General features: G+C 74.9%; 11 protein-coding genes. 6 read left to right on the forward strand and 5 right to left on the reverse strand.

The window, feature by feature from the left end:
* Positions 1-148: 148 nt before the first annotated feature.
* The 4 genes from BM051_RS23900 to BM051_RS23915 form a co-directional block, all read right to left on the reverse strand.
* On the reverse strand, positions 149-343 hold the full coding sequence (locus BM051_RS23900; RefSeq protein WP_092534771.1) for an MbtH family protein: 195 nt from the start codon (positions 341-343) through the stop codon (positions 149-151).
* Positions 343-15,906, reverse strand: coding sequence for a non-ribosomal peptide synthetase (locus tag BM051_RS23905; protein ID WP_092535120.1), 15,564 nt, complete (start codon positions 15,904-15,906; stop codon positions 343-345). Before BM051_RS23905 ends, BM051_RS23900 begins: the two co-directional genes overlap by 1 nt.
* 40 nt (positions 15,907-15,946) lie before the next feature.
* Complete coding sequence (locus BM051_RS23910) at positions 15,947-16,969, reverse strand: iron-siderophore ABC transporter substrate-binding protein (protein ID WP_244894513.1); 1,023 nt, start codon at positions 16,967-16,969, stop codon at positions 15,947-15,949.
* Positions 16,970-17,046: 77 nt separating this feature from the next.
* Positions 17,047-18,405 carry a lysine N(6)-hydroxylase/L-ornithine N(5)-oxygenase family protein gene (locus tag BM051_RS23915; RefSeq protein WP_092534776.1) on the reverse strand — a complete coding sequence of 453 codons (1,359 nt, stop codon included), beginning with the start codon at positions 18,403-18,405 and terminating at the stop codon, positions 17,047-17,049.
* A 245-nt stretch (positions 18,406-18,650) separates the two neighbouring features.
* On the opposite strand from BM051_RS23915, the gene BM051_RS23920 reads away from it, so the two are divergent.
* The 3 genes from BM051_RS23920 (at position 18,651) to BM051_RS23930 (ending at position 21,542) form a co-directional block, all read left to right on the forward strand.
* On the forward strand, positions 18,651-19,598 hold the full coding sequence (locus BM051_RS23920) for a methionyl-tRNA formyltransferase (protein WP_092534779.1): 948 nt from the start codon (positions 18,651-18,653) through the stop codon (positions 19,596-19,598).
* 77 nt (positions 19,599-19,675) lie between these two features.
* The gene (locus BM051_RS23925; protein ID WP_243859773.1) at positions 19,676-20,764 is read left to right on the forward strand and encodes a carboxylate-amine ligase; all 1,089 of its coding nucleotides are present in this window, start codon (positions 19,676-19,678) and stop codon (positions 20,762-20,764) included.
* Positions 20,765-21,020: 256 nt separating this feature from the next.
* Entirely contained in the window at positions 21,021-21,542 is a 522-nt protein-coding gene (locus BM051_RS23930) for a hypothetical protein (RefSeq protein ID WP_092534785.1), read from the forward strand.
* Positions 21,543-21,563: 21 nt separating this feature from the next.
* Here BM051_RS23930 and BM051_RS23935 read toward each other — a convergent pair whose 3' ends face one another.
* A complete protein-coding gene (locus BM051_RS23935) occupies positions 21,564-22,217 on the reverse strand; it encodes an HNH endonuclease family protein (protein ID WP_092534788.1) in 654 nt (217 codons plus the stop codon).
* Between the two features lie 284 nt (positions 22,218-22,501).
* Between BM051_RS23935 and BM051_RS23940 the strand changes: the two genes are divergently transcribed.
* The 3 genes from BM051_RS23940 (at position 22,502) to BM051_RS23950 (ending at position 26,275) form a co-directional block, all read left to right on the forward strand.
* Positions 22,502-24,307: an AMP-dependent synthetase/ligase gene (locus BM051_RS23940; RefSeq protein WP_092534792.1), complete on the forward strand. Its 1,806-nt coding sequence runs from the start codon at positions 22,502-22,504 to the stop codon at positions 24,305-24,307.
* Between the two features lie 108 nt (positions 24,308-24,415).
* The gene (locus tag BM051_RS23945; RefSeq protein WP_092534795.1) at positions 24,416-24,790 is read left to right on the forward strand and encodes a VOC family protein; all 375 of its coding nucleotides are present in this window, start codon (positions 24,416-24,418) and stop codon (positions 24,788-24,790) included.
* A gap of 258 nt (positions 24,791-25,048) precedes the next feature.
* Entirely contained in the window at positions 25,049-26,275 is a 1,227-nt protein-coding gene (locus BM051_RS23950) for an alpha/beta hydrolase (protein WP_134046345.1), read from the forward strand.
* Positions 26,276-26,292: the final 17 nt, after the last annotated feature.

The raw sequence follows: 26,292 nt of genomic DNA on the forward strand, positions 1-26,292 counted from the left end.
GTCAACGGCGCCAGCGCGGACGATTCCTCGGAGATCCACGTCCGGCGAGATCCGTTGGTGGCTGGATTCACGGACTGTTCCGGGTGGCGCTCCGCCGAAGGGTCGGCACGGGGGCGGACGAACCCGGCCACCGGGCCGGCGCGCGGGGCTAGCGGATGCTCTTCGGGCGGAGGTCGGTCCAGTGCTCCTCGACGTAGGCCAGGCACGCCTCCCGGCTGTCCTCGCCGAAGACGACGCGCCAGCCGGCCGGCACGTCCACGAACGACGGCCACAGCGAGTGCTGCTCCTCGTCGTTGACCAGCACGTAGTACCGGCCCTCGGGGTCCTCGAACGGATTGGTCATCACATCCTCCTCGTGATCTCACCCGTGATGTCACTGACCCGCCGCGCCGGGTCGGCCACCGCCGCGGCCAGCACGGCTCGCAGCTCGCCGGCCAGCCGGCGCGCGGTCCCGGCGTCGAACAACTCCGCCGCGTACAGCAGCTCGCAGTGCACCGCGCCGGCACCGCGCGGCTCGTAGCAGCTCAGCGCCAGCTCCGCCGGCACCACGCCGGTCGGCACCGACTCGAACACCGCCTCCCCGCCGAGCTCGGCCAGGTCGGCCTGCTCGTGGTGCACCACCATCACCCGCGGCCCGTGCGGCAACCCGGCCTCGGTCGCCACCGTGGCGAACGGCGCGTCCGCCCGGTCCAGCGCCCGCAGGTCGGTTTCCCGCACCCGCGCCAGTAGCTCGGTGAACGCCGGGTCGCCGCCGGTGTCGGTGCGCAGCACCACGACGTTCGCGAAGCACCCGACGAGGTCGGCCAGCACCTCCTCGGACCGCCCCGCCACCAGCGTGCCGATCGGCAGGTCCGCCCCGGCCCCGCGCGCCGTGAGCAGCGCCGCGAACGCCGCCTGCAGCACCATGAACAGGCTCGTCCCCGTGCTCCTCGCCAGCGCGTCGATCCGCGCGTGCAGGTCCGCGTCGAGGTCGAACCGCACCAGCCCGCCCCGCCCACTCGGCGCCGCCGGTCGCGGCCGGTCGGCCGGCAGGGCCAGTGCGTCCGGCACCCCGCGCAGCTCCTCTCGCCAGTACGCCAGCTGCCGGCCGGCGAGGCTCTCCGGGTCCGCGGGATCGCCCAGCAGCTCCACCGCCCACCGCGTGTAGTCCACGTAGGACACCGGGAGCGGGTCCCAGCGGGGTTCCTCGCCCGCGCGCCGAGCGGCGTAGGCGGTGCGCAGGTCGCGCAGCAACGGCACCACCGACCACTCGTCCACGGCCAGGTGGTGCGCGGACAGCACGAGCGCACCCACCCCACCACCGGTGAGCAGCCGGGCCCGCAGCGGGGCGCACCCGTCCGGGTCCGCCGGTTCCACGGCCAGCTCGGTCACCCGGCGCTCGACCTCCTCCGCCGACGCGCATCGTACGGTCGCCAGCGCCGGCGGCTCTCCCGGCTCCTGCCAGGCGGCACCGTCCCGCTCGGTGAACAGGGTGCGCAGCGGCTCGTGCCGGGTGACCACATCGGACAGCGCCGCGGCGAGCGCCGGCGCGTCCGGCTCTCCCGGCCAGCGCAGCACCAGCGCGTGGTCGTACCCGAACCGGCGCCGCGTCCACGGCCAACGCTGCACCGGGGCCAGCGGCACCCGGTCCGGCCGCTCCCCCGCCACCAGCGCCGGCCGGGCGACCCCGGCCGCGGCCAGCTTGGTGGCCAGCCCGGCCACCGTCGGGGTGTCGAAGACGTCCCGCACGCTCAGCTGCGCCCCGAGCGCCGAGCGGATCCGGCCGAGCAGCCGCATGGCGGCCATCGAGTGCCCGCCCAGCGCGAAGAAGTCGTCGTGCACGCCGACCTCGGGCAGCTGGAGGATCTCCCCGAACAGCCGGGCCAGCGTGGCCTGCTCGGGCGTGGTCGGCCGCGCCGCACCGGCCAACGCGGCCCAGTCGGGCGCGGGCAGCGCCCGGCGGTCGAGCTTGCCGTTCGGGGTGAGCGGCAGCGGGCCGTCCAGCACCAGCACGGCGGCCGGCACCATGTAGTCGGGCACCAGGCCAGCCACGTGGTCGCGCAGCGCCGCCGGGTCGACCGGCGCCGTATCGGCGGGCACGACGTAGCCGGCGAGCCGGACGATGTCGCCGGTGCGGTCGGGCACCACCGCGGCCTGCGCCACGGCCGGGTGCGCGGTTAGCGCGGCCTCGATCTCGCCCAGCTCCACCCGGAAGCCACGGATCTTCACCTGCCCGTCCACCCGACCGAGGAAGTCCAGCACGCCGGGCCGGTCCCGCCGCCACCGGGCCCGGTCGCCCGTCCGGTACAGGACACCGCCGGGCGGCCCGAACGGGTTGGCCACGAACCGTTCCGCGGTCAGCCCCGGCCGGCCGAGGTAGCCGCGAGCCAGGCCGCGCCCGCCGACGTACAGCTCGCCGACCACGCCGGGCGGCACCGGGCGCAGCGCCGCGTCGAGCACGTAGCAGACGGTGTTCGGGTCCGGCCGGCCGATCGGCACCGGGCCGCGCCAGCCGGGCTCGGCCGCCCACAGGGTGGAGTTCACCGTCGCCTCGGTCAGCCCGTACGCGGCGATCAGGTCGACCCGCTCCGCCCAGCGGTCGATGAGGTCCGGCGGCACGGTCTCGGTCCCGACGAGGATCGTCGACCCGGCCGGGAGGTCGCACTCCGAAGGCAGCGCCGACACCAGCGACGGCGGCAGGATCATGTGGGTGATCCGCTGCTCGTGCAGGAAGTCGGTGAGCGCGGGGCCGGCGACCCGCGCCTCCTCCGGGATCAGCACCAGCCGCCCGCCGGCGCACAGCGCCATCGCCAGCTCGAACACCGCCACGTCGAAGCCGACCGAGGCGAACTGCAGGACGTGCGCGTGCGCGGTGAGTCCCATCCGGTCCTCGGCGGTGGCCACCAGGCTGGCGATCCCGTCGTGCGGCACCACCACGCCCTTGGGCCGCCCGGTGGACCCGGACGTGTAGATCACGTACGCCGCCTGCGCCAGGTCGGTCACCCCGCGCCCCGACGCCGAGGAGTCCAGTGTGGACAGCTCGGCGGCGACCGCGGGCTCGTCGAGCGCGAGCACGGTGGTCCCGGGCACGGCCGGGATCTTGCCGGACACGGCCTCGGTGCCGACGACGATCGGCGCCGCCGAGTCCTCGATCATGTACGCCAGCCGGTCGGCAGGGTGGGTGAGGTCCAACGGCAGGTACGCCGCGCCCAGCCTGAGCACGCCCAGCACGGTGGCGACCATGTCAGCCGAGCGGGGCACGGCGATCCCGACCACCCGCTCCGGCCCGATCCCGCGAGCGGCGAGCAGCCGGGCGATCCGGTTGGCCCGCGCGTCCAGCTCGGCGTAGGTCAGCGAGGACGCGCCGTCCACCACGGCGACCGCGCCGGGTCGCGCCGCGACCTGCCGGGCGACCAGCTCCGGCAGCGACGCCTCGGGCACCTCCCGCCCGGTCGCGGTGAGCTCCTCGAGCACCAGCCGCCGCTCGTCGTCGGCGAGCAGGTCGACGTCGCGCAGTGCCCGCTCCGGATCGGCCGCCACCGCGTCGACCAGCCGGGTCAGCCGAGCGCCGAGCCGGGCGACGGTGCCGGCGTCGAACAGGTCGGCGGCGTACTCGAGCCGGCAGCTCACCCGACCGGTCGGCACCGTCTCGGTGAAGCTGAACACCAGGTCGAACTTCGCGGTGCCGGGGTCGAACGGCACGTCCTCGACCCGCAGCCCGGGCAACTCGACCGGGTCGGCGCCGCGGCTGTGGTAGCCGACCATGACCTGGAACAGCGGGTTGCGGGCCAGCGACCGGGCCGGGCTCAGCGCCTCGACCACCGCCTCGAACGGCACGTCGGCGTGCGAGAACGCGGCGAGGTCGATCTCCCGCACCCTGGCCACCAGCTCGGCGAAGCTCGGGTCGCCGGAGAGGTCGGTGCGCAGCACGAGGGTGTTGACGAAGAACCCGACCAGCTCGTCCAGCGCGGCGTCGGTGCGGCCGGCGATCGGCGCGCCGAGCGGGATGTCCGTGCCGGCGCCCACCCGGTGCAGCAGCGCGGCGACCGCGGCGTGCAGCACCATGAACATGCTCGCCCCACTGTCCTGGGCCAACCGCCGCAGCCGGACACACGTGGCCGGATCCAGATCCAGCTCCACCTCCCCGCCGCGGAAGCTCGGCCGCGCCGGCCGGGACCGGTCGGCCGGCAGCGGGATCTCCTCCGGCACCCCGGCCAGGGCGCGCCGCCAGTAGCCGAGCTGGCGGGCGGCGAGGCTGGCCGGGTCGGCCGGGTCGCCGAGCAGCCGTTGCTGCCAGAGCGCGTAGTCGGCGTACTGCACCGGCAGCGGGGTCCATTCCGGCGCGCGGCCGGCCAGCCGGGCGGCGTAGGCGTCGGCCAGGTCGCGCAGGAACGGCCGGTCGGACCACTCGTCGGTGGTGATGTGGTGCAGCAGCAGCACGACGACGTGGTCGTCCGGCGCCACCCTGGCCACGGTCACCCGCAGCGGCAGCTCGGCCGCCAGGTCGAACGGCCGGGCCGCCACGGCGCGCACGAACTCGGCCAGGTCGGTGCCGGCCGGCACCTCGACCAGCTCCACCACCGGCTCGGCCGCCCCGGTCGGTACCACCCGCTGCTCCGGCACGCCCTCCGAGGTGGCGAACACGGTGCGCAGCGCCTCGTGCCGGGCCAGCACGTCGCCGAGCGCGGCCCGCCACGCCGCCACGTCCAGCGTGCCGCGCAGCCGCAGCACCAGCGGGAAGTTGTACGCCGCGGACGCGGAGTCCATCTCCTGCAGCAGCCACAGCCGGCGCTGCGCGTGCGACAGCGGCAACGCGGCCGGCCGCTCCGCCGGCACCAGCGGCGGGCGGGCCGGGCCGGCCGCCGCCCGTGCCCTGGCGACCAGGTCGGCGACCGTGGGCGCCTCGAACAGATCGCGGATCGCCAGTTCGGCGCCCAGCGCCGCGCGGGCCCTGCTGACCAGCCGGGTGGCGAGCAGCGAGTGGCCGCCGAGGTCGAAGAAGTTGTCGTCGACACTCACCTCGGGCACGCCGAGGACGTCGGCGAACAGCCGGCACAGCGCCTCCTCGTCGGCGTCCCGCGGCGCGCGGCCGGCGCCGGCGTCCACCACTGGCTTCGGCAGCGCGGCGACGTCGAGCTTGCCGTTGACGGTGAGTGGCAGCGTGTCCACGGCGACCAGCGCGGCCGGGACCATGTAGTCGGGCAGCGTGGCCTTGAGCTCCTCCCGCACCGCCGGCAGCCGCTCCTCGGGGCACACCAGGTAACCCACGAGCCGCTTCCCCGGGCCGGCGAGACCGGCACCGCTGTCGACGACCACCGCGGCGTGCGCCACGCCGGGCACCCGGCACAGCGCCGCGGTGACCTCGCCCAGCTCGACCCGGTGGCCGCGGATCTTCACCTGGTCGTCGGTGCGGCCGAGGAAGTCGAGATTGCCGCCCGCCCGTCTCCCCCCGCCACCCAAGCGGAGACGCTTCGCGTCCGGATCTGATTCCAACCGTTGGCGAACGAGGTCACCGGTGCGGTAGGCCCGGGAGCCGGGCGGGCCGAACGGGTCGGCCACGAACCGCTCGGCGGTCAGCCCCGGCCGGCCGGCGTAGCCGCGGGCCAGCCCGACGCCGGCGAGGTACAGCTCGCCGGGGCAGCCCGGCGGCACCGGGCGCAGCCGGCCGTCCAGCACGTAGGCCCTGGTGCCCCGGATCGGCGTGCCGACCGTCGGCGTAGGACTGTCCTCAGTGGAGCCGCCGAGGGCGTTGATGGTGTACTCCGTCGGCCCGTACAGGTTGTACCCGTAGGTGCCCGGGGTGTCGGCCAGCCGGCGCCACAGCGTGTCCGGCACCGCCTCCCCGCCGAGCAGCACCAGCGGCGGCACGTGCCCGTCGAGCAGCCCCTCCTCGATCAGCAGCTGGGCGTAGGTCGGGGTCACGTTCACCACGTCGATCCGGTGCGCGGCGCAGTAGGCCACCAGCGCCTCCGCGTCGCGGCGCAGCTGCTCGTCGCACACGTGCACCTCGTGCCCCTCGACCAGCCAGAGCAGCTCCTCCCAGGACATGTCGAAGGCGAACGACACGGTGTGCGCGATCCGCAGCCGGCGCCCGCCGGCCGACGCCACCGCCGGCCGGAAGATCTCGTCCCGGTGGTTGAGCTGCATGTTGGTCAGGCCGCGGTACGGCGTGACCACGCCCTTGGGCCGGCCGGTGGAGCCGGAGGTGTAGATGACGTAGGCCGGGAACTCCAGCCGGTGCGGCAGGTCGCGGGCGAACGCGGGCCGCTCGGTGTCGGTGATCTCGTCGCCGGGCAGTGCGGCCAACTCGGCCCGCACCGCCGGGTCGTCCAGGTTCACCGCGTCCTCGACCAGCCCCACGGCGGTGGTCGACAGCACGCACAGCGGCGCGCTGTCGGCGATCATCATCCGCAGCCGGTCGGCCGGGTGGTCAAGGTCCAGCGGCAGGTAGGCCGCGCCGGTGCGGAGCACCGCGAACAGCGCGACCACCATCTCCACCGACCGCGGCAGCGCCAGCGCCACCACCCGCTCCGGCCCGGCACCGCGGGCCAGCAGCAGTCGGGCCATCCGGTTGATCCGCGCGTCCAGCTCGGCGTAGGTCAGCCGCCGCGGGCCGAACACCAGCGCCACCGCGTCCGGGGTGCGGGCGGCCTGCTCGGCCAGCAGGTCCACGACGGTCTCGGTCGGCACGGTCTCGTCCGCGGCGGCCCACTGGTCGGTCAGCGCCCGCCGCTCCGCGGGCAGCAGCAGGTCGAGCGCGCCGACGCGGGCGCCGGCGTCGGCCGTGAGCCGGTCCAGCACCGTGGTGAACCGGGCGAGCACGTTCGCTGCCCACTCCTCGGCGACCAGGTCGGGGCGGAAGTCCAGCGCCACCCTGATCGGGGTCGCCGGGGTGACCACCAGCGTCAGCGGGTAGTGCGTGGCGTCGACACTGCCGACATCGGTGATGCCGTGCCGCTCGGTGAGCGCGGCGAAGCCGTCCTCGTCGGCGAAGTTCTGCAGCACGTACAGCGTGTCGAACAGGGTGCCGTGCCCGCTCTCCCGCTGCAGCTCGCCGAGGCCGAGGTACTCGGCGTCCATCAGCGCGGCCCGCTCGGCCTGCACCCGGCGCAGCAGGTCGGCGACCGACTCGGCCGGGTCGAGCCGCACCCGCACCGGCACCGTGTTGAGGAACATCCCGATCGCGCCGGCGGCCCCCGGCACGTCGGCGGGGCGGCCGGCGACGGTGGCGCCGAACACGACGTCGCCGCGGCCCACGGTGGCCGACAGCACCAGCGCCCATGCCGTGCTCAGCAGGGCGTTGAGCGTCAGCCCGTGCGCCCTGGCCACCGCGCGCAGCCGCTCACCCAGCTCGGCCGGCAGCTCGGCGTGTCGCCGCCGAGGGATGACCGGCCGGCCGGGGTCGGCCAGGGCGACCAGCGTCGGCTCGGCCAGCCCGGACAGCGCCCGCCGCCACGCCGCGCGCGCCGCTTCGACGTCCTGCTCGGCCAGCCAGGCCAGGTAGTCGCGGTACGAGCCGGCCGGCGGCAGCCCGCTCGGATCGCCGGCCGCGTCGTACAACGCGAGCAGCTCGGCCAGGAAGATCCCCTGCGACCAGCCGTCCCACAGCACCAGGTGGTGGCTCAGCACCAGCCGGTCGTGCTCGCCGAGCCGGACCAGCACCAGCCGGAACAGCGGCGGGTGGTCCAGGTCGAACCGCCGCGCGCGGTCCTCGGCCAGCAGCCGGGCCATCCGGTCCCGCCGCTCGGCCTCGGGCAGCTCCGACAGGTCCACCTCGCGCACCGGAACCTCCGGCCGCGCGGTGACGAACTGCACCGGCCGGGGCAGGCCCTCGCTGGTGAACCCGGCCCGCAGGCCTGGGTGCCGGTCCAGCAGCGCGGCGCACGCGGCGCGCAGCCGGTCGAGGTCCAGCCGGTGGGCGAAGTCGACGGTGTCCTGGGCCGTGTAGACGTCCACGCCGCCGGCGTCGTAGCTGGCGTGGAAGTACAGGCCCTCCTGCAGCGGCGACAGCGGCCAGACGTCCTCCACCGGCGCCGGGCTGGTGCCGGCGATCCGCTCGACGTCGGCGTCGGTCAGCCGCACCAGGTCGAGGTCGGCCGCCGCGGGTGGGCCGGGCGGACCGTCCAGCACGACCGCGGTCAGCTCGCGCAGCGCGGCCGTCCAGTGCTCGGCCAGCGCGGCCACGTCCGCCTCGGCCAGCACCCCGTCCGGCCAGGTCCAGGTGGCGGTCAACTCGGGGCCGGCGGGGGTGTCCGCGCACAGCGCGTTGACCTGCAGCACGTACGGCAGGGCGAGGTCGGGGTCCGGGTCGTCGCGCACCGCGGCGGCCTCGGGCGCCGGCGTCCAGTCGACCTCGCGCGCGGCGTCGAGCCGGCCGAAGTAGTGGAACAACACCTGGGCCTCGGCGGTGCCGGCGAGGATCGGGGCGGTTTGCGGGTTGAGGTGGCGCAGCAGCCCGTAGCCGATGCCCGCGTCGGGAGCCGCGCGCACCGCCGACCGCACCCGCCGCAGCGTGCCGCGCGGGTCGTCGCCCGGGGCGAGCCGAACCGGGTGGAGGCTGGTGAACCAGCCGACGGTGCGGGAGAGGTCCACGTCCGGGGTGAGCTGTGCCCTGCCGTGCCGCTCCACGTCCACCAGCAGGTCCCCGTCCTCGGCGGCACCGGCGCCGTGGGCGCCGTTGGCGCCGTTGGCACTGCCGGTCCGCCAGCGGGTGACCGCGAGCCGCAGCGCGGCCAGCAGCACCTCGGTGACGTCGGCGCGGGCGACCGCGGGGACGGCGGTGAGCAGCGGAGCGGTGTCGGTGGTGGGCAGCCGCACGACGTGCTCCCGCGCGTCGGCGGCGGTGCTCTCCCCGGCCTCCCGGTTGACCCCGGGCACGAGGTCGGCGCCGGGCGCGAGGGTGGCGCTCCAGTGCGGCAGCTCGGCGAGCCGGTGCGGCTCGTGCGCCTGCTCGGTGGCCAGCCGGGCGAACCGGCGCAGCGAGGTGGGCACCGGATCGAGCACCACCGGCTCGCCGCGGGCAACGGCGGCCCACGCGGCGGCGAGGTCGTCGAACAGGATGCGCCAGGACACCCCGTCGACGGCGAGGTGGTGCACGACCAGCAGCAGCCGGCCCGGTTCGGCGCCCCGGTCGAACCAGACGGCGCGCAGCATCGTGCCGGTGTCGGGGTCGAGCTGCCCGGCCACGGTGCCGGACTCGGCCGCGACCAGGTCCCGCAGCGCCGCGCCGCCCAGCCCGGCGGCGTCGACCCGGCGCAGCAGGTCGGCGACAGTCACCTCGCCGGCCGGCCGGACGGCCAGCGACCATACCGTGCCGGTGACGCGGGTGAGCCGCAGCCGCAGCGCGTCGTGCCGGTCGACGACCGCCCGGAGCACGGCGGCCAGCCGGTCGAGGTCGGCGCCGGCCGGTGTCCGCACCAGCATTGACAGGGTGAACCGGCCGATCGACCCACCGTCCTCGCGCAGCTGGTGGACGATCGGCAGCAACGGCACGGTCCCGACGCGGTCGGAATCGTCCCCGTCCGGCCCGGGCCCCGCCGTCGTGGTCTCGCCGCCGGCCACCGAGGATCCAGCGAGCACCGAGGCGAGGGCGGCCGGGGTGCGGTGGTCGAACACGTCCCGCGGGCTGATCCGCAACCCGGCCTTGCGGGCCCGGGTGGCCACCGCGATGGACAGGATGCTGTCCCCGCCGAGCGCGAAGAAGTCCTCGTCCGGGCCGACCCGGTCCAGCCGCAGCACCTCGGCGACGACCGCGCAGAGCCGCCGCTCCGCCGCGGTGGCCGGCGCCCGCTCCTCGGCCCGCTCCACGGTGGGCTCGGGCAGGGCGTGCGGGTCGAGCTTGCCGGCCGGGGTGCGGGGCAACGCGTCGAGCGGCACCACCGCGGCCGGCACCATGGGGTCGGGCAGGGCCGCGGCGAGCGCCGCGCGCAGGTTCTCCGGCCGCGGGTCGGCGCCGGGCTCGGGCACCACGTAGCCGACCAGGCGGGGCGTGCCACGCTCGTCCGGCCGGGCCAGCACGGCCGCCTCCCGCACCCCGGGTTGCTCGCGCAGCCGAACCTCGACCTCGCCCAGCTCGACCCGGTTGCCGCGGATCTTCACCTGGTGGTCGGCGCGGCCCAGGTAGGTGACCAGCCCGGCACCGTCACACCGCACCAGATCGCCGGTCCGGTACATGACGCTGCCGGCCGGTCCCAGCGGGTCGGCGACGAACCGCTCCGCGGTGAGCCCCGGCCGGCCGGCGTAGCCGCGGGCCAGCTGGATGCCGGCGACGTGGAGCTCGCCGGGCTGGCCCGCCGGCACCGGGCGGAGGAACTCGTCCAGGACGTACAGCCGGGTGTTCCACACCGGCGACCCGATCGGCAGCGGCCCCCCGGCGCGCCCGTCGTACTCCCAGCAGGTGACCTGGACGGCCGTCTCGGTCGGACCGTACACGTTGTACAGCGGCACACCGGTGCGGGCGGACCAGCGGGCCGCGAGGTCGGCGGGCAGCGCCTCGCCACCGCTGAACGCCCTGCGCAGCGAGCGCCACCACCCGTCCGGCAGGTCGGCGGCCAGCAGCGCGGCGTACATCGACGGCACCAGGTCGACGGTGGTCACCCGCTCGCGGCGGACCAGCTCGGCCAGGTAGGCCGGGTCGCGGTGCCCGTCCGGCTCGGCGATCACCACGGTGCCGCCGCTGAGCAGGGGGCCGAAGATCTCCTGCAGCGCGGGGTCGAAGCCGGCGGTGTACTGGTGCAGCACGCGCTCGCCTGGGCCGAGCCCGAACCGGTCCCGCAGCCACGCGAGCTGTGCGGTGATGGCGCGGTGGGTGACCAGGACGCCCTTGGGCCGGCCGGTGGACCCGGACGTGTACATCAGGTAGGCGGGGTGGTCCGGCCCGGCCGGCGCCCCGTCGGCCGGGCCGGACACCCCGCCCTCAGCATTGACGGAATCCGCGTCCAGGACAAGACGCCCGACCCCTTCGGCCTCCGGCAACCGAGTGGTCCCGGCCTCCGTGCCGACCACGAGCCGGGCGCCGGAGTCGCGGAGCACGAACCGCACCCGCTCCGCCGGGTGGTCCGGATCGAGCGGCAGGATCGCCGCGCCGGACTTCAGCACGCCGAGCAGCGCCACCAGCAGCTCGACCGACCGGGGCACGGCGACGGCGACGACGCGCTCCGGGCCGGCGCCGGCGGCGCGGAGCCGGCCGGCGAGGTCCTCGGCCCGCCGGTCCAGCTCGGCGTAGCTCACCGTGGTGCCGGCGCACACCGCCGCGACGGCGTCCGGGGCGCGGACGACCTGGCGGGCGAACTCCGCGGGCAGCGTGGTGGCCGGCACCTCGCGCACGTCGCCGGCGACGGGGCCGTGCTCGGCCTCCTGCCCGAGGTCGAGCGCGCCGACCCGACGGTCGGGATCGGCGGCGAGCGCGTCGAGCACCCGGCGCAGCCGGTTGGCCAGCCACGCGCCGTCCACCCGGCTGGCGTCGTAGTCCAGGCTCAGCTCGAGCCGCTCGCCGGGCAGCACGGTGAGCGCCAGCGGGTAGTGCACGGCGTCGTCGACGGACTCGCCGACGATCCGCGGCGCGCCCGGCACGGCCGGCGCACCGGCGGGCAGGTTCTCCACCACGACCAGCGCGTCGAACAGCTCTCGGCCGCCCCCGTCCACCGCGCGCTGGATCTCCGGAAGGCCCAGGTGCTGGTGGTCCAGCAACCGGCTCTGCGCGTCCTGGAAGTCGGCCAGCAGCTCGGCCACGCGCTGCTCCGGCCGCCAGCGCAGCCGGGCCGGCACGGTGTTGATCAGCAACCCGACCAGCGACTCCACCCCGGCGACCGGCGCCTGCCGGCCGGAGACCGTGCTGCCGAACACGACGTCACGGGTGCCGAGCAGCCGACCGAGCAGCAGCCCGAACGCGCCCTGCACGGCGGTGCCGAGGGTCAGCCCCCTGGCGCGCAGCGTGGCGGCCAGCGCGGCGGTGGCCCCGGCGGGCAGCACCACCCGCTCGCGCCGGCTCCGGGCCGGCCCCTCGGCCGCGGGCAGCAGCGTGGGCCCGGCCAAGCCGGCCAGTGCGGTGCGCCACGCCTCCCGCGCGGCCGCCGTGTCCCGCCGGGTGAGCCAGGCCAGGTAGCGCCGAGCGGCGGCACCGTTCACCTCGGCGCTGGTCGGCACAGCGCTGGTCGGCACAGCGCTGGTCGGCACAGCGCTGGTCGGCGCGGCGGCGGTACTGGCCGTGCCGGCGTACTCGGCGAGCAGCTCCCGGCGCAGCAGTGCCATGGACCAGCCATCGGCGACGATGTGGTGCAGGGTCAGCACCAGCCGGTGCCGGTCCGGGCCGAGGCGCAGCAGGCTGGCCCGCAGCAGCGGTGGGCGGCCGAGGTCGAAGCCGGCCGCGCGGTCCCGCTCCTCCTCCCGCCGGGCCGCGGCGTCGGGCTCGGCCTTCCCGGTGAGGTCGACGTACCGCCAGGGCAGCGCGGCCCGCGCCGGCACGAGCTGCACGACCCGCCCGCCGGCGCGCTGGTGGAACCCGGCGCGCAGCAGCGGGTGCCGGTCGAGCAGCGCGTGCAACGCCCCGCGTAGCCGCTCGGCGTCGACGTCGCCGGCCAGCTCCAGCGACTGCCGCACGACGTAGGTGTCAGCGGCCTCCTCGTCGAGGCGGGCATGGAAGTACAGCCCTTCCTGCAGCGGAGTCGCCGGGAGCACGTCGGCCAGGCCGGGCACCGCGGCGGTGAGCTCGGTGCGCTCCGCGTCGGTCAGCTCGACCAGCGCGAACGGCTCGGGGGCGGCGGCGCCGTCCGGCCCGTCCGGCGCCGCCAGCGGCTCGGCCGCGGCGGCCAGCGCGGCGACGGTGCGCAGCCGGAACACCTGGCGCGGGGTGATGGCCAGGCCGGCCCGCCGGGCGGCGGCGACCAGCCGCACGGCGACGATGCTGTCGCCGCCGAGCTCGAAGAAGCTGTCGTGCACACCCACCGAAGGAAGGCCGAGCACGTCGGCGACCAGCCCGGCGAGGGTGTGCTCGGCGGGGGTGCGCGGCGCCGCGTCCCCGGCGAGGCCGGTCCAGTCCGGCGCGGGCAGCGCGGCGGTGTCCAGCTTGCCGTTCGGGGTGAGCGGCAGCGGGCCGTCGAGCACCACGACCACCGACGGCACCAGGTACTCCGGCAGGGTGGCGGCGGCGTGTGCCCGCGCGGCCTCCGGCGCGACACCCTCCCCGTCGCCGACGACGTAGGCCACCAGGCGCCGCACGCCACGGTGGTCCTCGCGGGCCAGCACCGCGGCCTGGGCGACCCCCTCGGCGGCCATCAGCACGCTCTCCACCTCACCCGGCTCGACGCGGTGGCCGCGGATCTTCAGCTGCGCGTCGACCCGGCCGAGGAACTCCAGGTTCCCGTCCGCGGCCCAGCGCACCCGGTCCCCCGTCCGGTACATCACGCTGCCGGTAGGCCCCAGCGGGTCGGCCACGAACCGCTCCGCGGTCAACCCGGGACGGCCGCGGTAGCCGCGCGCCAGCCCGCGACCGGCGACGTACAGCTCGCCCTCGACGCCGACCGGCACCGGCCGCAGCGCCGCGTCGAGCACGTAACACCGGGTGTTCGGGTCCGGCCGGCCGATCGGCACCGGCCCCGGCCGGCCCGGCTCGGCCAGCCACAGCGTGGAGTTCACCGTCGCCTCGGTGAGGCCGTAGGCGACGACCACCCGCAGCCGGCGGGACCAGCGGGCGACCAGCTCGGCCGGCACGGCCTCGGTGCCGACGACCAGCACCGCGCCCTCCGGCAGGGTGCACTCCGGTGGCAGCGCCGCGACCAGCGACGGCGGCAGGATCATGTGCGTGGCGGCGTGCTCGGCGATGTAGCCGGTGAGCGCCGGGCCGGCCACCCTGCGCTCGGTGGGCACGACGACGACCCTGCCGCCCACGCACAGCGACATCACCAGGTCCCACACGGCGACGTCGAAGCCGACCGAGGCGAACTGCACCACCCGGCTGTCCGGGCCGACGCCGAGTCGGTCGACGGCGGTGGCGACGAGGCTGCCGACGCCGTCGTGGGTCACCACCACGCCCTTCGGCCGGCCGGTGGACCCGGAGGTGTAGATGACGTAGGCGGCGTTGGCGAGGGTGATCGGCACCGCGGGGTCGGTGTCCGGCAGCGCGGCCAGCGCGGCGCGGATGGCCGGGTCGTCGAGCACCACCGGGCGCACCCCGGCGGTGTCCGGCAGGTCGGACACCGTGTCGGCGTCGGTGAGCACGATCCGGGCGCCGGCGTCGGTGAGCATGAAGCCGAGCCGGTCGTGCGGGTGGTCGGCGTCGAGCGGGAGGTAGGCCGCGCCCGCCTTCAACACCGCCAGCAGGGCGACGACCAGCTCGGCCGAGCGCGGCAGGGCCACCGCCACGACGTCCTCCGTGCCGACGCCGCGATCGGCCAGCAGCCGGGCCAGCCGGTTGGCGGCCGCGTCGAGCTCGGCGTAGGTGAGCCGCTCGCCCTCGCAGACCACGGCCACCGCCTCCGGCCGGTGCCGCACCTGCTCGGCGAAGGCCGCGGGCCAGGTCAGCTCGGGGGCCGGCCGGGGCGCGCCACCCAGCTCCTCGACCAGCCGGGTGCGCTCCCCTTCGCCGAGCAGATCGATAGTCCCGATCGGACGGTCGGGACGACCGGCCATGTCGGCGAGCACGGCCAGCAGTCGCCGCTCGTGCGCGGCCAGCTCGCCGTCGGTGCACACCGCGGCGTCGGCGTCGAGCTCGATCCGCACGCCACGCGGATCGGTGTAGACGGTCACCATCAGGTCGTCCACCGGGCCGAGCCACAGGTACCGGACATCGACACCGAGATCGGCGAAGCGCACGTCGTCGTGCCGGGGCAGCACGTTCACCGTCGGCCCGGTCAGCTCCGCGACCCCACCGGGCGCGCGCAGCCGCCGGGCCAGTTCCTCGCCCCGGTACCGGCCGTGCGCGACGACCGCGCCGACCTCGGTGGCGACCGCGCCGACCACCTGGTCGGCGGTCCAGAAGGGACGGACCGGGACGCGCAGCGGGACGACGTTGGCGACCATGCCGGGCACGGCACGCGGGGCCGCGGGATCGGATCCAGCACCCGATCCGATATCCGATCCGGTATCCGATCCGGCGCTGTCCGGCGACGCCGGGCCACGGGCGCCGACCGGCAGCGCGAGCAGCACGTCGCGGGCGCCGGTGAGCCGGTGCACGTACGTGGCGACGGCGGAGATCACCAGCCGGGGCAGGTTCGTGCCGGCCCGCCGGGCGGCGGTGCCCAGCCGCTCGGCCGGCAGGGTCACCGAGCGGCGGCGCAAGGTCCGGGCCGAGGTGCCGGCGGGCGGAACCAGCCGGGCGGGCTCGGGCCGGCCGGCCAGCCGGTCGGCCCAGTACGCGCCGTCCCGCTCGTGCCGTTCCGAGGCGCGGTAGGCGACGTCGGCCTCGACCAGGCGCCGGAGGGCCCAGTCCGGTGCGGGTTCGGCCGTGTGGGAGTAGTGGGCGCCGGCCCTGCGGGCGAGGAGCCGGATGCCGTGTCCGTCGATCACGGCGTGGTGGTAGCGCTGGTACCAGAGCACCCGGTCGGCGGCCACCCGCAGCAGCGCCTGGGCGAACAGCGGGCCTTCGGTCAGCGGCACCGGCCGGGAGCGCTCGGCGGCCATCCAGTCCTGCGCCGCGGTGTCCGGGTCGGGCTCGTGGCGCAGGTCGAGCACCGGCACGGGCACCGTGCTCCGGCACGGCACCTGCCGGGGCGCCGCCCCGCCGGTGAACCGGACGTGCAGGCACTCGGCCTCCTCGACCGCCTGGCGGACGGCGCTCGCCATGCGGTCGAGGTCGACGTCCCCGCGCAGCTCGACGGACAGCGCGATGTTGAACACCGGGTCGTCCGGGTCGAGCCGCTGGGCGTGCCAGACTCCCTCCTGCGCGCCGGTGAGCGGCAGCGCCAACCTGCCCTGTTCGTCCACACCGGACATCGGCGAGACACCCTCCATCGTGCTTCCTGCGCCCTCCGGCTTAGCGTGCCGCGGTCAGCATCGGCACGAGCTGGTCGATGGCGTAGGGGATGGACAGCACCGTGTTGAACGAGATCGCCGCGCCGATGTCCGGGTCCTGGTAGGGCACGAACAGGTCACGCCCTTCCCGCACCACGTCCAGGCGCTGGTACAGCGGCTCCGCCCGAATCCGCTCGTTGGCCTCGGTGCTCGAGTTCAGCCACACCAGGCGGTCCACGTCCAGCAGGTCCAGCCGCTCCGCGGAGAACTCCGCCACGTTCTGGCCGGGCCGCACCAGCGCGTCGACCGCGGGCGGGAAGCGGAACCCGAGCTCGGTCAGGAGGAGGGCCTTCAGATCGGTGCGGGCGAACGCGACATAGGCACCCGGCTCGAAGCTGTCCGCCACCACCGCGGTCCGCTCGGCGAACTCCGGGTGCTCCGCGCGCACCCGCGCGAACCGCCGCTCAATCTCGGCGATCAACTCGTCCATCCGGGCCCGCTGGCCCAGTGCCCTCCCGATCGGCCTGGCCATGTCCTGCCAGGGTGCGGCGTAGTCGTCGTGGCCCTTGGGTTGGGCCACCACCGGGGCCAGCTGGCTCAGCGTGTCGTACTGCTCCTTCTTCATCCCCGAGTACTGCGCGATGATCAGATCCGGCTCCAACGCCGCGATCCGCTCCACATTGAACTCATCACGCTCCCCCACCACCTCCGGCGGAGCATCCCCCCACACATCCTTCGTCCACGGCCACTTCCCGAACGGCCGCTCCTTGAACCAGTCCACCGCCCCCACCGGCCGCACCCCCAACGCCAGCACCGCGTCCTGATCCGACAACCCCAGCGTCACCACCCGCGTCGGCTCCGCCTCGATCGTCGTCACCCCGTACTTGTGCTCCACCGTCACCGGAAAGGTGTCGGTCGCGGGGGTCTTCGGCTCGTCCTGCGCGGTCGGCTCGACCGAGCCGCCGCAGCCGGCGAGCACCAGTGCCAGCACGAGGCCGAGCAGCGCGACCAGTGGTCGCATGAGGGTTCGGGGGTTCGGGGACATGGAACGTGACCTTTCGGGGGATGTGCACTGTCGACAACGGTCGGCGGCGGTGCCGCCGGCGCTTCCTTCCACCGCCGTCAGCGGCCCGCCGTGCCGCTGACGGCGTAGCCCGCCGCGGCCGGCTCGGCGGTCTCGACCGGCGTGGCCCTCTGGTCGAGGATCGACCGGAGGATCTCGCCGGAGCGGACGGCGTTGTTGGACAGCAGGGAGGAGGTGATGCCGTGGGTGTGCTCGGTGCCCCCGCCCTGCAGGTAGATCCCGGGACGCAGGCCGGGCGCGGTTCGCACCCGGTAGTCCCGTTCGACGCACGGCCGGCCGCGGTCGTCGCGGTGGCAGTGCGTGGCCAGGTCCCCCAGCAGGGCCAGCGCGTCGGCCGGCCGGTATCCGGTGGCGTAGACGACCACGTCGGAGTCGAGCACCGTTCGGTCCCCGGAGGTGAGCGACTCGATCGTGACCCGCACCCCGTCGCCGGTCTCGTCGACGGCGACCGGGCGGGAGGCGTGGAGCATCCGCAGCCGCTCCCTGCCGAGCACCCTCTCCTGGTAGAGCCGTCGGTACAGGTCGTCGATAAGATCGAGGTCCACCACGGAGTAGTTGGTGTTGCCGTGGTAGTCCATCAGCCGCCGCCGGGCGTCCTCCGGCGCGGCGTAGAACTCGTCCACCGCGGCGGGGTCGAAGATGCGGTTGGCGAACGGGCTGTCGTCGGAAGGGCTGTAGCCGAACCGGGAGAACACCGAGCAGACCTGCGCCCGCGGGAAGCGGTCGTGCAGGAACGCGGTGACCTCGGCGGCGCTCTGCCCCGCGCCGACGACGACGAACCGGCGCGCGGTGTCGCCGTCCACGGCGTCGACGCGGTGCAGCAGCTCGCTGTTGTGCCAGACCCGCGCCGAGGGGGTGACGCCGTCCGGAAGGTGCGGCCGCAGCCCGGTGGCCACCACCAGGTTGCGGGCGCGGAGGGTGACCGGCTCGCCCGCGGCCCGCGCCTCGACATCCAGGTAGGCCACCTCGCCGTCGACGGTCACCGGCCGGACGGCCACCACCTCGTGCCCGTAGGACACCAGGTCGTCGACCTGCGCGGCGGCCCACTCGAAGTAGTCGTGGAACTCCACCCGCAGTGGGAACAGGTTCTTGTGGTTGACGAAGTCGATCAACCGGCCCTTGGCGTGCAGATAGGACAGGAAGCTGAACCGGCTGGCCGGGTCGCGGAGGGTGACCAGGTCCTTGAGGAAGGACACCTGCATGGTGGCGTCCTCGATGAGCATCCCGCGGTGCCAGCCGAACCTGGGCTGACGCTCCAGGAAGTGGGCGGTGACGGTCTCGCTCCCGGCGCCGTTGTGCTCGGTCAGCGCGATCGCCAGCGCGAGGTTCGAGGGACCGAAGCCCACCCCGACGAGGTCGTAGACCGGTGTCTCGTCCGTGCCAAATGCCTGTGCCATACCTGTCCTATCGCGTGCCTGAGCCGCTTGTCCGGTGGTGGCCGGGACCGGGCGCCAACCCTTCAACGGAGGAAACCCTAACCTAAGTTAGTGCTACCTCAGTTGGTTCTTTCGGGGTGATGTTCGTCCCCGGCGGCAGGCGTTGCGAAATTAGGCAAGGCTTGCTTCACTGAGCCGGTTTGCCGGCGGCACCGCCCGAGCGGGACCGGCGGCCACCACGACGTCGGGAAGTGAGGAGGGACCCCATGCGGGTGGTCATGTTCGGGTACCAGACGTGGGGACATCGGACCTTGCGGGCGTTGCTGGACTCGGAGCACGAGGTGGCGCTCGTGGTCACCCACCCCCCTTCGGACCACGTCTACGAGCGCATCTGGTCGGACTCGGTGGCCGAGCTGGCCGAGGAGCACGGCGTGGAGGTGCTGCTGCGCAACCGGCCGGACGACGAGGAGCTGATGTCCCGGCTCAAGGAGGCCGACCCGGACCTGATCGTGGCGAACAACTGGCGGACGTGGATCCCGCCGGAGATCTTCCGGCTGCCCCGGCACGGCACGCTCAACGTGCACGACTCGCTGCTGCCGGCCTACGCCGGCTTCTCCCCGCTGATCTGGGCGTTGATCAACGGGGAGCGGGAGGTCGGGGTGACCGCGCACCTGATGGACGACGAGCTGGACGCCGGGCCGATCGTGCTGCAGCGCGCGGTGCCGGTCGGCCCGCGGGACACCAGCACGGACCTCTTCCACAAGACGGTCGCGCTGATCGAGCCGGCCGTGTCCGAGTCGCTGGAGCTGATCGCGTCCGGCCGGGCCGAGCCGCGGCCACAGGACCGGTCGAAGGCCACCTTCTTCCACAAGCGCTCGATCGAGGACGGCCGGATCGACTGGACCTGGCCGGCCGAGGACCTCGACCGGCTGGTCCGCGCCCAGTCCGACCCCTATCCCAACGCCTTCACCTTCCACAGAGGACAACGGCTCCGGGTGGTCGGGGCCAGGGTGTCGGAGGGCCGCTACGGCGGCACTCCCGGGCGGATCTTCATCCGGGAGGGGGACGGCGTGGTGATCGTCGCCGGCGCCGACGCGCGCTACGGGCGCAACCACGGGCTGGTGCTGGAGCGGGTCCGCACCGACGACGGCACCGAGTACGCCGCGGCCGACTGGTTCACCACCATGGGTGGCTACCTCACCAGCCATCCCTGACCCGATCCGCCGGCCGTGACCGGTTCGGCCGGTTTCAGCCGGCCGTCCGGGGCAACTCCCGTGCCATGGGTCGTGGGATGGCGGATCAACTGACGGTGGGCGTGGAGGAGGAGTTCCTCCTGGTCGACTCCTCGGGCCACCTCGCGGCCATGGGACCCGAGGTGGTGCACGACAGCGCCGACCCCGCCGGCGAGCTACAGGAGGAGCTCACCCGCAGCCAGGTGGAGTCGGCCACCCCCGTGTGCCACGGCGGTGAGGAGCTGCTGGCGCAGCTGCGGAAGCTGCGCACGAGCCTCATCGAGGAGGCGGCCAGTCGCGGGCTGCGGCTGCTGCCCAGCGGAACACCGCTACTCACCGAGTCGGGCCCGGCGGGGATCACCCCGCGGCCCCGGTACCGGCGGATGGCCCGCCACTTCGGCGCGATCGCCGACACCGGCACGATGTGCGGCTGCCACGTGCACGTCGGAATCTCCGACCGGGCGACCGGCGTCGAGATCAGCAACCGGCTGCGCCCATGGCTGCCGGTGCTGCTCGCGCTCACCGCGAACTCGCCGTACAACGAGGGCGCCGACACCGGGTACGCCAGCTGGCGGCACGTGCTGTGGTCCCGCTGGCCGTCCGCGGGCCCACCACCGCTGTTCACCTCGCTGGACCACTACGACGACAGCGTCGGGGCCATGCTCGACGTGGGCGCCATCCTCGACCACGGGATGGTGTACTGGGACATCCGGCCGTCGGCGAAGCGACCGACGCTGGAGTTCCGGGTGAGCGACGTCGCCGCGACCGCGGCCGAGGCGGCGACCCTCGCGATCGTGGTGCGCGGACTGGTCGCCGTCGCGCTGCGGGACCTGGAGGCCGGGCGGCCCGTCCCGGCGCTGCCGCCGGAGGTGTTGCGGGCACGGCTGTGGCGGGCCGCGCGGGACGGGCTCGGCGGAAAGTGCCCGCACCCGGTGACCGGCGGCCTCGTGGTCGGGCGGGACCTGCCGGGGCTCGTGGTCGAGCACCTGCGGCCGGTGCTGCCACCGGCGGACCTGGAGTTCGCCGGCACCCGGCTGGCCGCGCTGGCCCGGCACGGCGGCGGCGCGCAACGGCAGCGCGCCGCCTTCGCCGAGCGGCACCGCATCACCGACGTGATCGACCTCCTGGTGCACACCGCCGGCCGCTGAGCCGGGCCCTGCCGGTCGGCGACCTCGGATGGGCGACGTCATCGACGCATGGTGAACGACATCGGCCGCGGCCCCGCCGCGCGGCGCGCCGGCCACCGCCCGTCGCGGCCGGCGGTCAGCGGCGCGGCCAGCTCGTGCGACCGCCGGCGTCGACATACAGCCCACCGATGACGCAGGCAGCAGTCGTTCACGGGACCATCCGCTGGCCGCGCCGCCGTCCTCGCTGCTCGCGTGGTTCCAGGTCGGGATCGACGAGGTGGCCCCCGAGCAGCCGTTGCCGGCGCAGCCGTTCCTGCGCTGTGCCGGCGACGTGGTGGCCCGGTTCGGCACCCCACGGCTGCGCACGGTCCAGTTGCTGTTGCCCGTTCAGAACCTCGCGCCGCGCGAGCGTGGCCCGGTTCCCTCGCTCGACACGGCCGGCTGGTTCGCCGACCGGGACCCGGGGTCACGCACCCCGGTGCGGGTGACGGTGGACAGCGGACGGGTTCCCTCCGTCCCGGCCGCGGCGCCGTCGATCCACACCTGGCTGCGGTCACTGGACCAGGAGGTCTTCGCCGTCGACTCCCACCCGTCGACCGACCACGATCCGCTCGCCGCCGCGCCCCCGCTCGACGACACGTTCTGGAGCGGCCCGCCCCGCCACCGGGCCAGCGTCACCGGCGCCCTGGCCGAGTGGTCACTCGATGCGTTGGGGTGGCTCGCGGGCCTGCTCGCCGAGGGTCTCGCCCGGCACGGCGTCACCACACCGGTGGTACTCACCGCCAGCGAGGCGGGCTGAGCCGCCACGGCCACCACCGGGTCAGCAGGCGTTCAGCATGCCCTGCAACGCGGTCTTCTCCGCCGACTGCACGGTGAGCCCCCAGCGGTGCTTCACTCGAATCCACATCTTGCCGTAGGTGCACCGGTAGCTCGTCCGCGGCGGCTGCCATGCGGTCGGGTCCTTGTCCCCCTTGGCCTGGTTGACGTCGTCGGTCACCGCGATCAGCTGCGGCGAGTCGAGGTCGTTGGCGAAGCTCTCCCGGCGGCTCGTCGTCCACCCGCTGGCCCCGGAGCGCCACGCCTCGGCCAGCGCCACCACGTGGTCGACGTCCACATCGGACGCCGCCGTCCAGGTGGCGCCGTCGTACGGGCTGTACCACCGGCCGGAGGTCGCGGCGCAGGAGCCGTCCACCTCCACGCCGGTGCCGTCCCGGCGGAGCACGGTCTCCCGGGTGTTGCAGGTGCCGGAGACGGTGCTCCAGTGGGGGAACTTCTCCCGCGAGTACCCGGTCATCGAGCCCTCGCCGGCCACCCGCAACGCGTTCAGCTCGGCTTGTGCGGTGGCCTTGCTCGGGATGCCCGGCGGGGTCGCGACCGCCGGCGGCGCGACCGCGACGCAGGCCGCGACGGCGGTGCAGGTCGCGAGGGAGAAGGCGGACCAGGAGCGGAGACGGGATCGGCGGGATCGGGACACGGGAACCTCCCCGGCGTCGGTTGCGGAACGTCCCGACCGTCCCCGTCACGGGTGGCCGCTTCCGCTCCGGCGCGGGACGGGCGGCCGACGCCACGGCGAACACCGGGTGTGCCGCGGGACCACATCGGGATCATCGGCCGGCCGGCGCAGCGGCTCGATCGGCCGGCTGGCGTAACCGCCCTCGGCTGGGCGGAGTCGCGTGACCACTGTTGACACCTTGACAACAAGCCGGGGTGGTCGCAGGCTTGGCAGTCGTCCCGCCGCCGACGCCGAGGAGTCGTGCCATGAGCGCCCCGAGTTCGCCCGCCGTGGGCACGTCCGTTCCGATCGCCGACACGATGTGCGCGGCGTTCCAGCGCACCGCCGCCCGGTTCCCCGACGGAGTCGCGCTGCGCACCCCCGGGTCGACGATGACCGTGACATGGCAGCGCTACGCCGAGGAGGTGCGCCGGATCGCGGCAGGGCTGGCGGGGCTCGGGGTGCGGCGCGGCGACACCGTGGCGCTGATGCTGACCAACCGTCCGGAGTTCCACCTGGTCGACACGGCCGCGCTGCACGCGGGGGCGACCCCGTTCTCGATGTACCAGACGCTGGCCGTCGAGCAGCTGGCGTACGTGCTGCGCGACTCCGGTGCCAGGGTGGTGGTCTGCGAGCGGAGATTCGCCGACGTCCTGCGCGCGGCGACGCCGGGCACCGACGTCGCGCATCTGGTGTGTGTGGACGGTCGACCGGAGGGGATGACCGAGCTGGCCGACCTGGAGCCCGACCCGGACTTCGACTTCACGGAGTCGTGGCGCGCGGTGCGCCCGGACGACGTGCTCACGGTGATCTACACCTCCGGCACCACGGGCCCGCCGAAGGGTGTCGAGCTCACGCACGCCAACATGGCGGCCGAGGTGGCGGCGACGCTGGACGTGCTGCCGGTGACGCAGGAGGACCGCGTGGTCTCGTACCTGCCGGACGCGCACGTGGCCAACCGCTGGGGCGCGCACTATCTCAGCCTGCACACCGGCATGCAGATCACCACGGTGGCCGACGCCAAGGCGATGATCGCGGCGTTGCCGGATGTCCGGCCCACCTTCTTCGGGGCGGTGCCGCAGGTCTGGTACAAGCTGAAGGCGGCGATCGAGGGAGCGTTGGCAGCGGAGCGGAGCCCGGTCAAGCGGCGGCTGGCGGCGTGGGCGGTGGACGTCGGGGGGCGGACGGTACGACTCGGGTCGGCGGGCCAACCGGTGCCGGCGGCCCTGCGGCAACCACAGCGGCACCGGCTGGCCGACCGGTTGGTGCTGGCGAAGGTGCGCGCCACGCTCGGGCTCGACCAGGTGCGGGTGGCGGCGTCGGGCGCGGCGCCGATCGCGCCGGAGGCGCTGGAGTTCGTGCTCGCGCTCGGGATCCCGGTGTGCGAGCTGTGGGGGATGTCGGAGACGTCGGCCGCGGCGACGATGAACCCGCCGGACGCGATTCGGATCGGCACCGTGGGCCGGCCGGTGCGCGGGGTGGAGCTGCGCCTCGCCGAGGACGGGGAGCTGCTGGTCCGCGGGCCGCTGGTGATGAAGGGCTACCGCAACGATCCGGTGCGCACCGCCGAGGCGATCGACCCCGAAGGGTGGCTGCACACCGGGGACATCGCCACCATCGACGACGACGGCTACGTGCGGATCATCGACCGCAAGAAGGAGCTCATCATCAACGCGGCGGGCAAGAACATGTCGCCGACCGCGATCGAGAACGCGGTGAAGGTGGCCTGCCCGCTGGCCGGGTCGGTGGCCGCGATCGGGGACGACCGGCCCTACGTGGTCGCGCTGGTCACCCTGGATCCGGACGCGGCGGCCGTCCACGCCGCCGAGCACGGGCTCGTCGACCGCTCCCCCGCCGCGCTCGCCGCCGACCCGGGTGTCCGCACGCGGGTGGCGGAGGGGATCCGGGCCGCGAACGAGAAGCTGTCCCGCGTCGAGCAGGTCAAGAAGTTCGCGATCCTGCCCACCCTGTGGGAGCCCGGCGGCGACGAGCTCACCCCGACGATGAAGCTCCGCCGTGCCCCCGTCGCCCGGAAGTACGCCGACGTCATCGACCAGCTCTACGCGGAGTGACCGCGTCAGGAAACGTCGGTGCCGGACCCCGCGTCGTCCCGGGCCGATGAGTCCTCCTGCCGGATCCCGTCTCATCGTGGTCAGCGGCAACCGATGAAGGAGGATCACGTGGACGCGAGGCGCAGCATGAAGGTGGGGATGTACTCGTTCGACTGCCGCGACGCGGCAGCCCTCGCCGCCTTCTGGTCCGGGGTGCTGATGCGGCCGGTGGACGAAGGGGCGACCACCGCGTTCGCGACGATCGGATTCGACGACGACGGCCCGACCTGGATGTTCCACCAACCGGAGGGCGAGCTCGCCACCGGCGACAACCGACTCCTGCTCGACCTCGGTGGCGAGGACGACTGGGCCGAACAGGCCGATCGCATCGAGGCGCTCGGGGCCGAACGCGTCAGCGACAACGAGCAGGACGGCGTCAGGTGGGTCGTGTTCCGCGACATCGAGGGAAACACCTTCCGGATCTTCGCGCCGCGCCCGCGGTAGCGGACACGCCCTCCACTCGGCATCGAGCCCCGCCGGCTTCTCGACGTGGGAGCGGGTGGCGGCGAATCGTCCGCACGGGACGAAAGGGACGTACCCGCTCCCACGTCGTGGAATTCGCGCATTTTTCACGCGCTGATCGACGAGTCGTCGACGCCAGCTGGATAGCGTTGGCGAATGGATCGCTCCGCCACTCCGCCGGGCACGGGCGCCTCGGATGAGCGCGCCCGGCCCGGCCCATCCGCGCGTACCGGGAAGCACGTGCCGACCGTTTCGGACACGTCGGACGGGCGGCGGAACGCACGCCGCCCGAGGTCCGGTGGCCGCGCCCTGGCCCGTGGCCTGCTGGGCGCGCTCGCCGTGGCCTGGACGGTTGCCGTGGCCGCGCTCGGTGCCGGCGCGCTGCTGCCCGGCCTTCCGCTGCTCGGCCGGCTGGGCACCGGCCTCGTCGGCACGCTCCCGCTGCACGCCGTGCTCGCCGCGCTCGGCGGGCTGGTCCTCGCCGCGGCGCTCTGGCGGCTCGGCGCCCGACGCGTCGCGGGCGCGGGCCTCGCCCTCGGTGGCACCGGCGCGGTCACCGCGCTGGTCGTCCTGATCGGACAGCTCGGCTACGCCGCCACCCAGGGCGTGTCGGTGTCCTGGTGGGAGCTGCTCACCGCACCCGGTCAGCCCGCGGAACGTCCCGACGCCACTGTCCGGTACGCCACCGTCGAGGGCATCGACCTCGACCTCAGCGTCTGGCTGCCACCGGAACCGGCCAGGGCACCCCGCCCCGCAGTGGTCTGGGTGCACGGCGGCGGCTTCGTCGCCGGCCACCGCGACGAGCGGCCCGGGGTCGACCGGTGGCTCGCCGACCGCGGCTACCCCGTCTTCGACATCGACTACCGGCTCGCCCCGCCGCCCCGCTGGCACGACGCCTCCGCCGACGTCGCCTGCGCGCTGTCCTGGGTGGCCGCCCACGCCGACGAGTACGGAGTGGACAGCGGCCGGATCGCCGTGGGCGGCGGCTCGGCCGGCGGAAGCCTCGCGCTCAACACCGCCTACGCGCTGGCCGCGGGTGAGCAGGACAGCAGCTGCGGCGGCACCCCACCGGTCCCGGCCGCCGTGGTGGGCGTCTACCCGGCCGCCGACCTCACCGGCATCCTGCGCGATGACGACGATCCGGACGGCTACCAGTACCAGGTGAGTCAGCGCTACCTCGGCGGGAGCCCGGAGGAGTACCCGGAGCGCTACCGGGAGGCGTCCGCGATCACCCGCATCCGGCCCGGTCTCATGCCGACGCTGCTCGTCACCGGCGCCGCCGACCACCTCGTCCGGCTGCCCCGGGTCACCGCGATCGCCGACCGGCTCCGCGCGGCCGGCGTGCCACACCGGACGGTCGTGGTGCCCTTCGGCGAGCACGGCTTCGACTACGCCTACGGGGGCGTTGGTGGCCAGATCGCGCGGCAGGTGCTCGGCCGGTTCCTAAACGAGCGACTGTCCCGGTGACCGCCGCGGCCACCGGG

This window comes from Amycolatopsis arida (assembly GCF_900115565.1).
In the GTDB taxonomy this organism is placed as follows: domain Bacteria; phylum Actinomycetota; class Actinomycetes; order Mycobacteriales; family Pseudonocardiaceae; genus Yuhushiella; species Yuhushiella arida.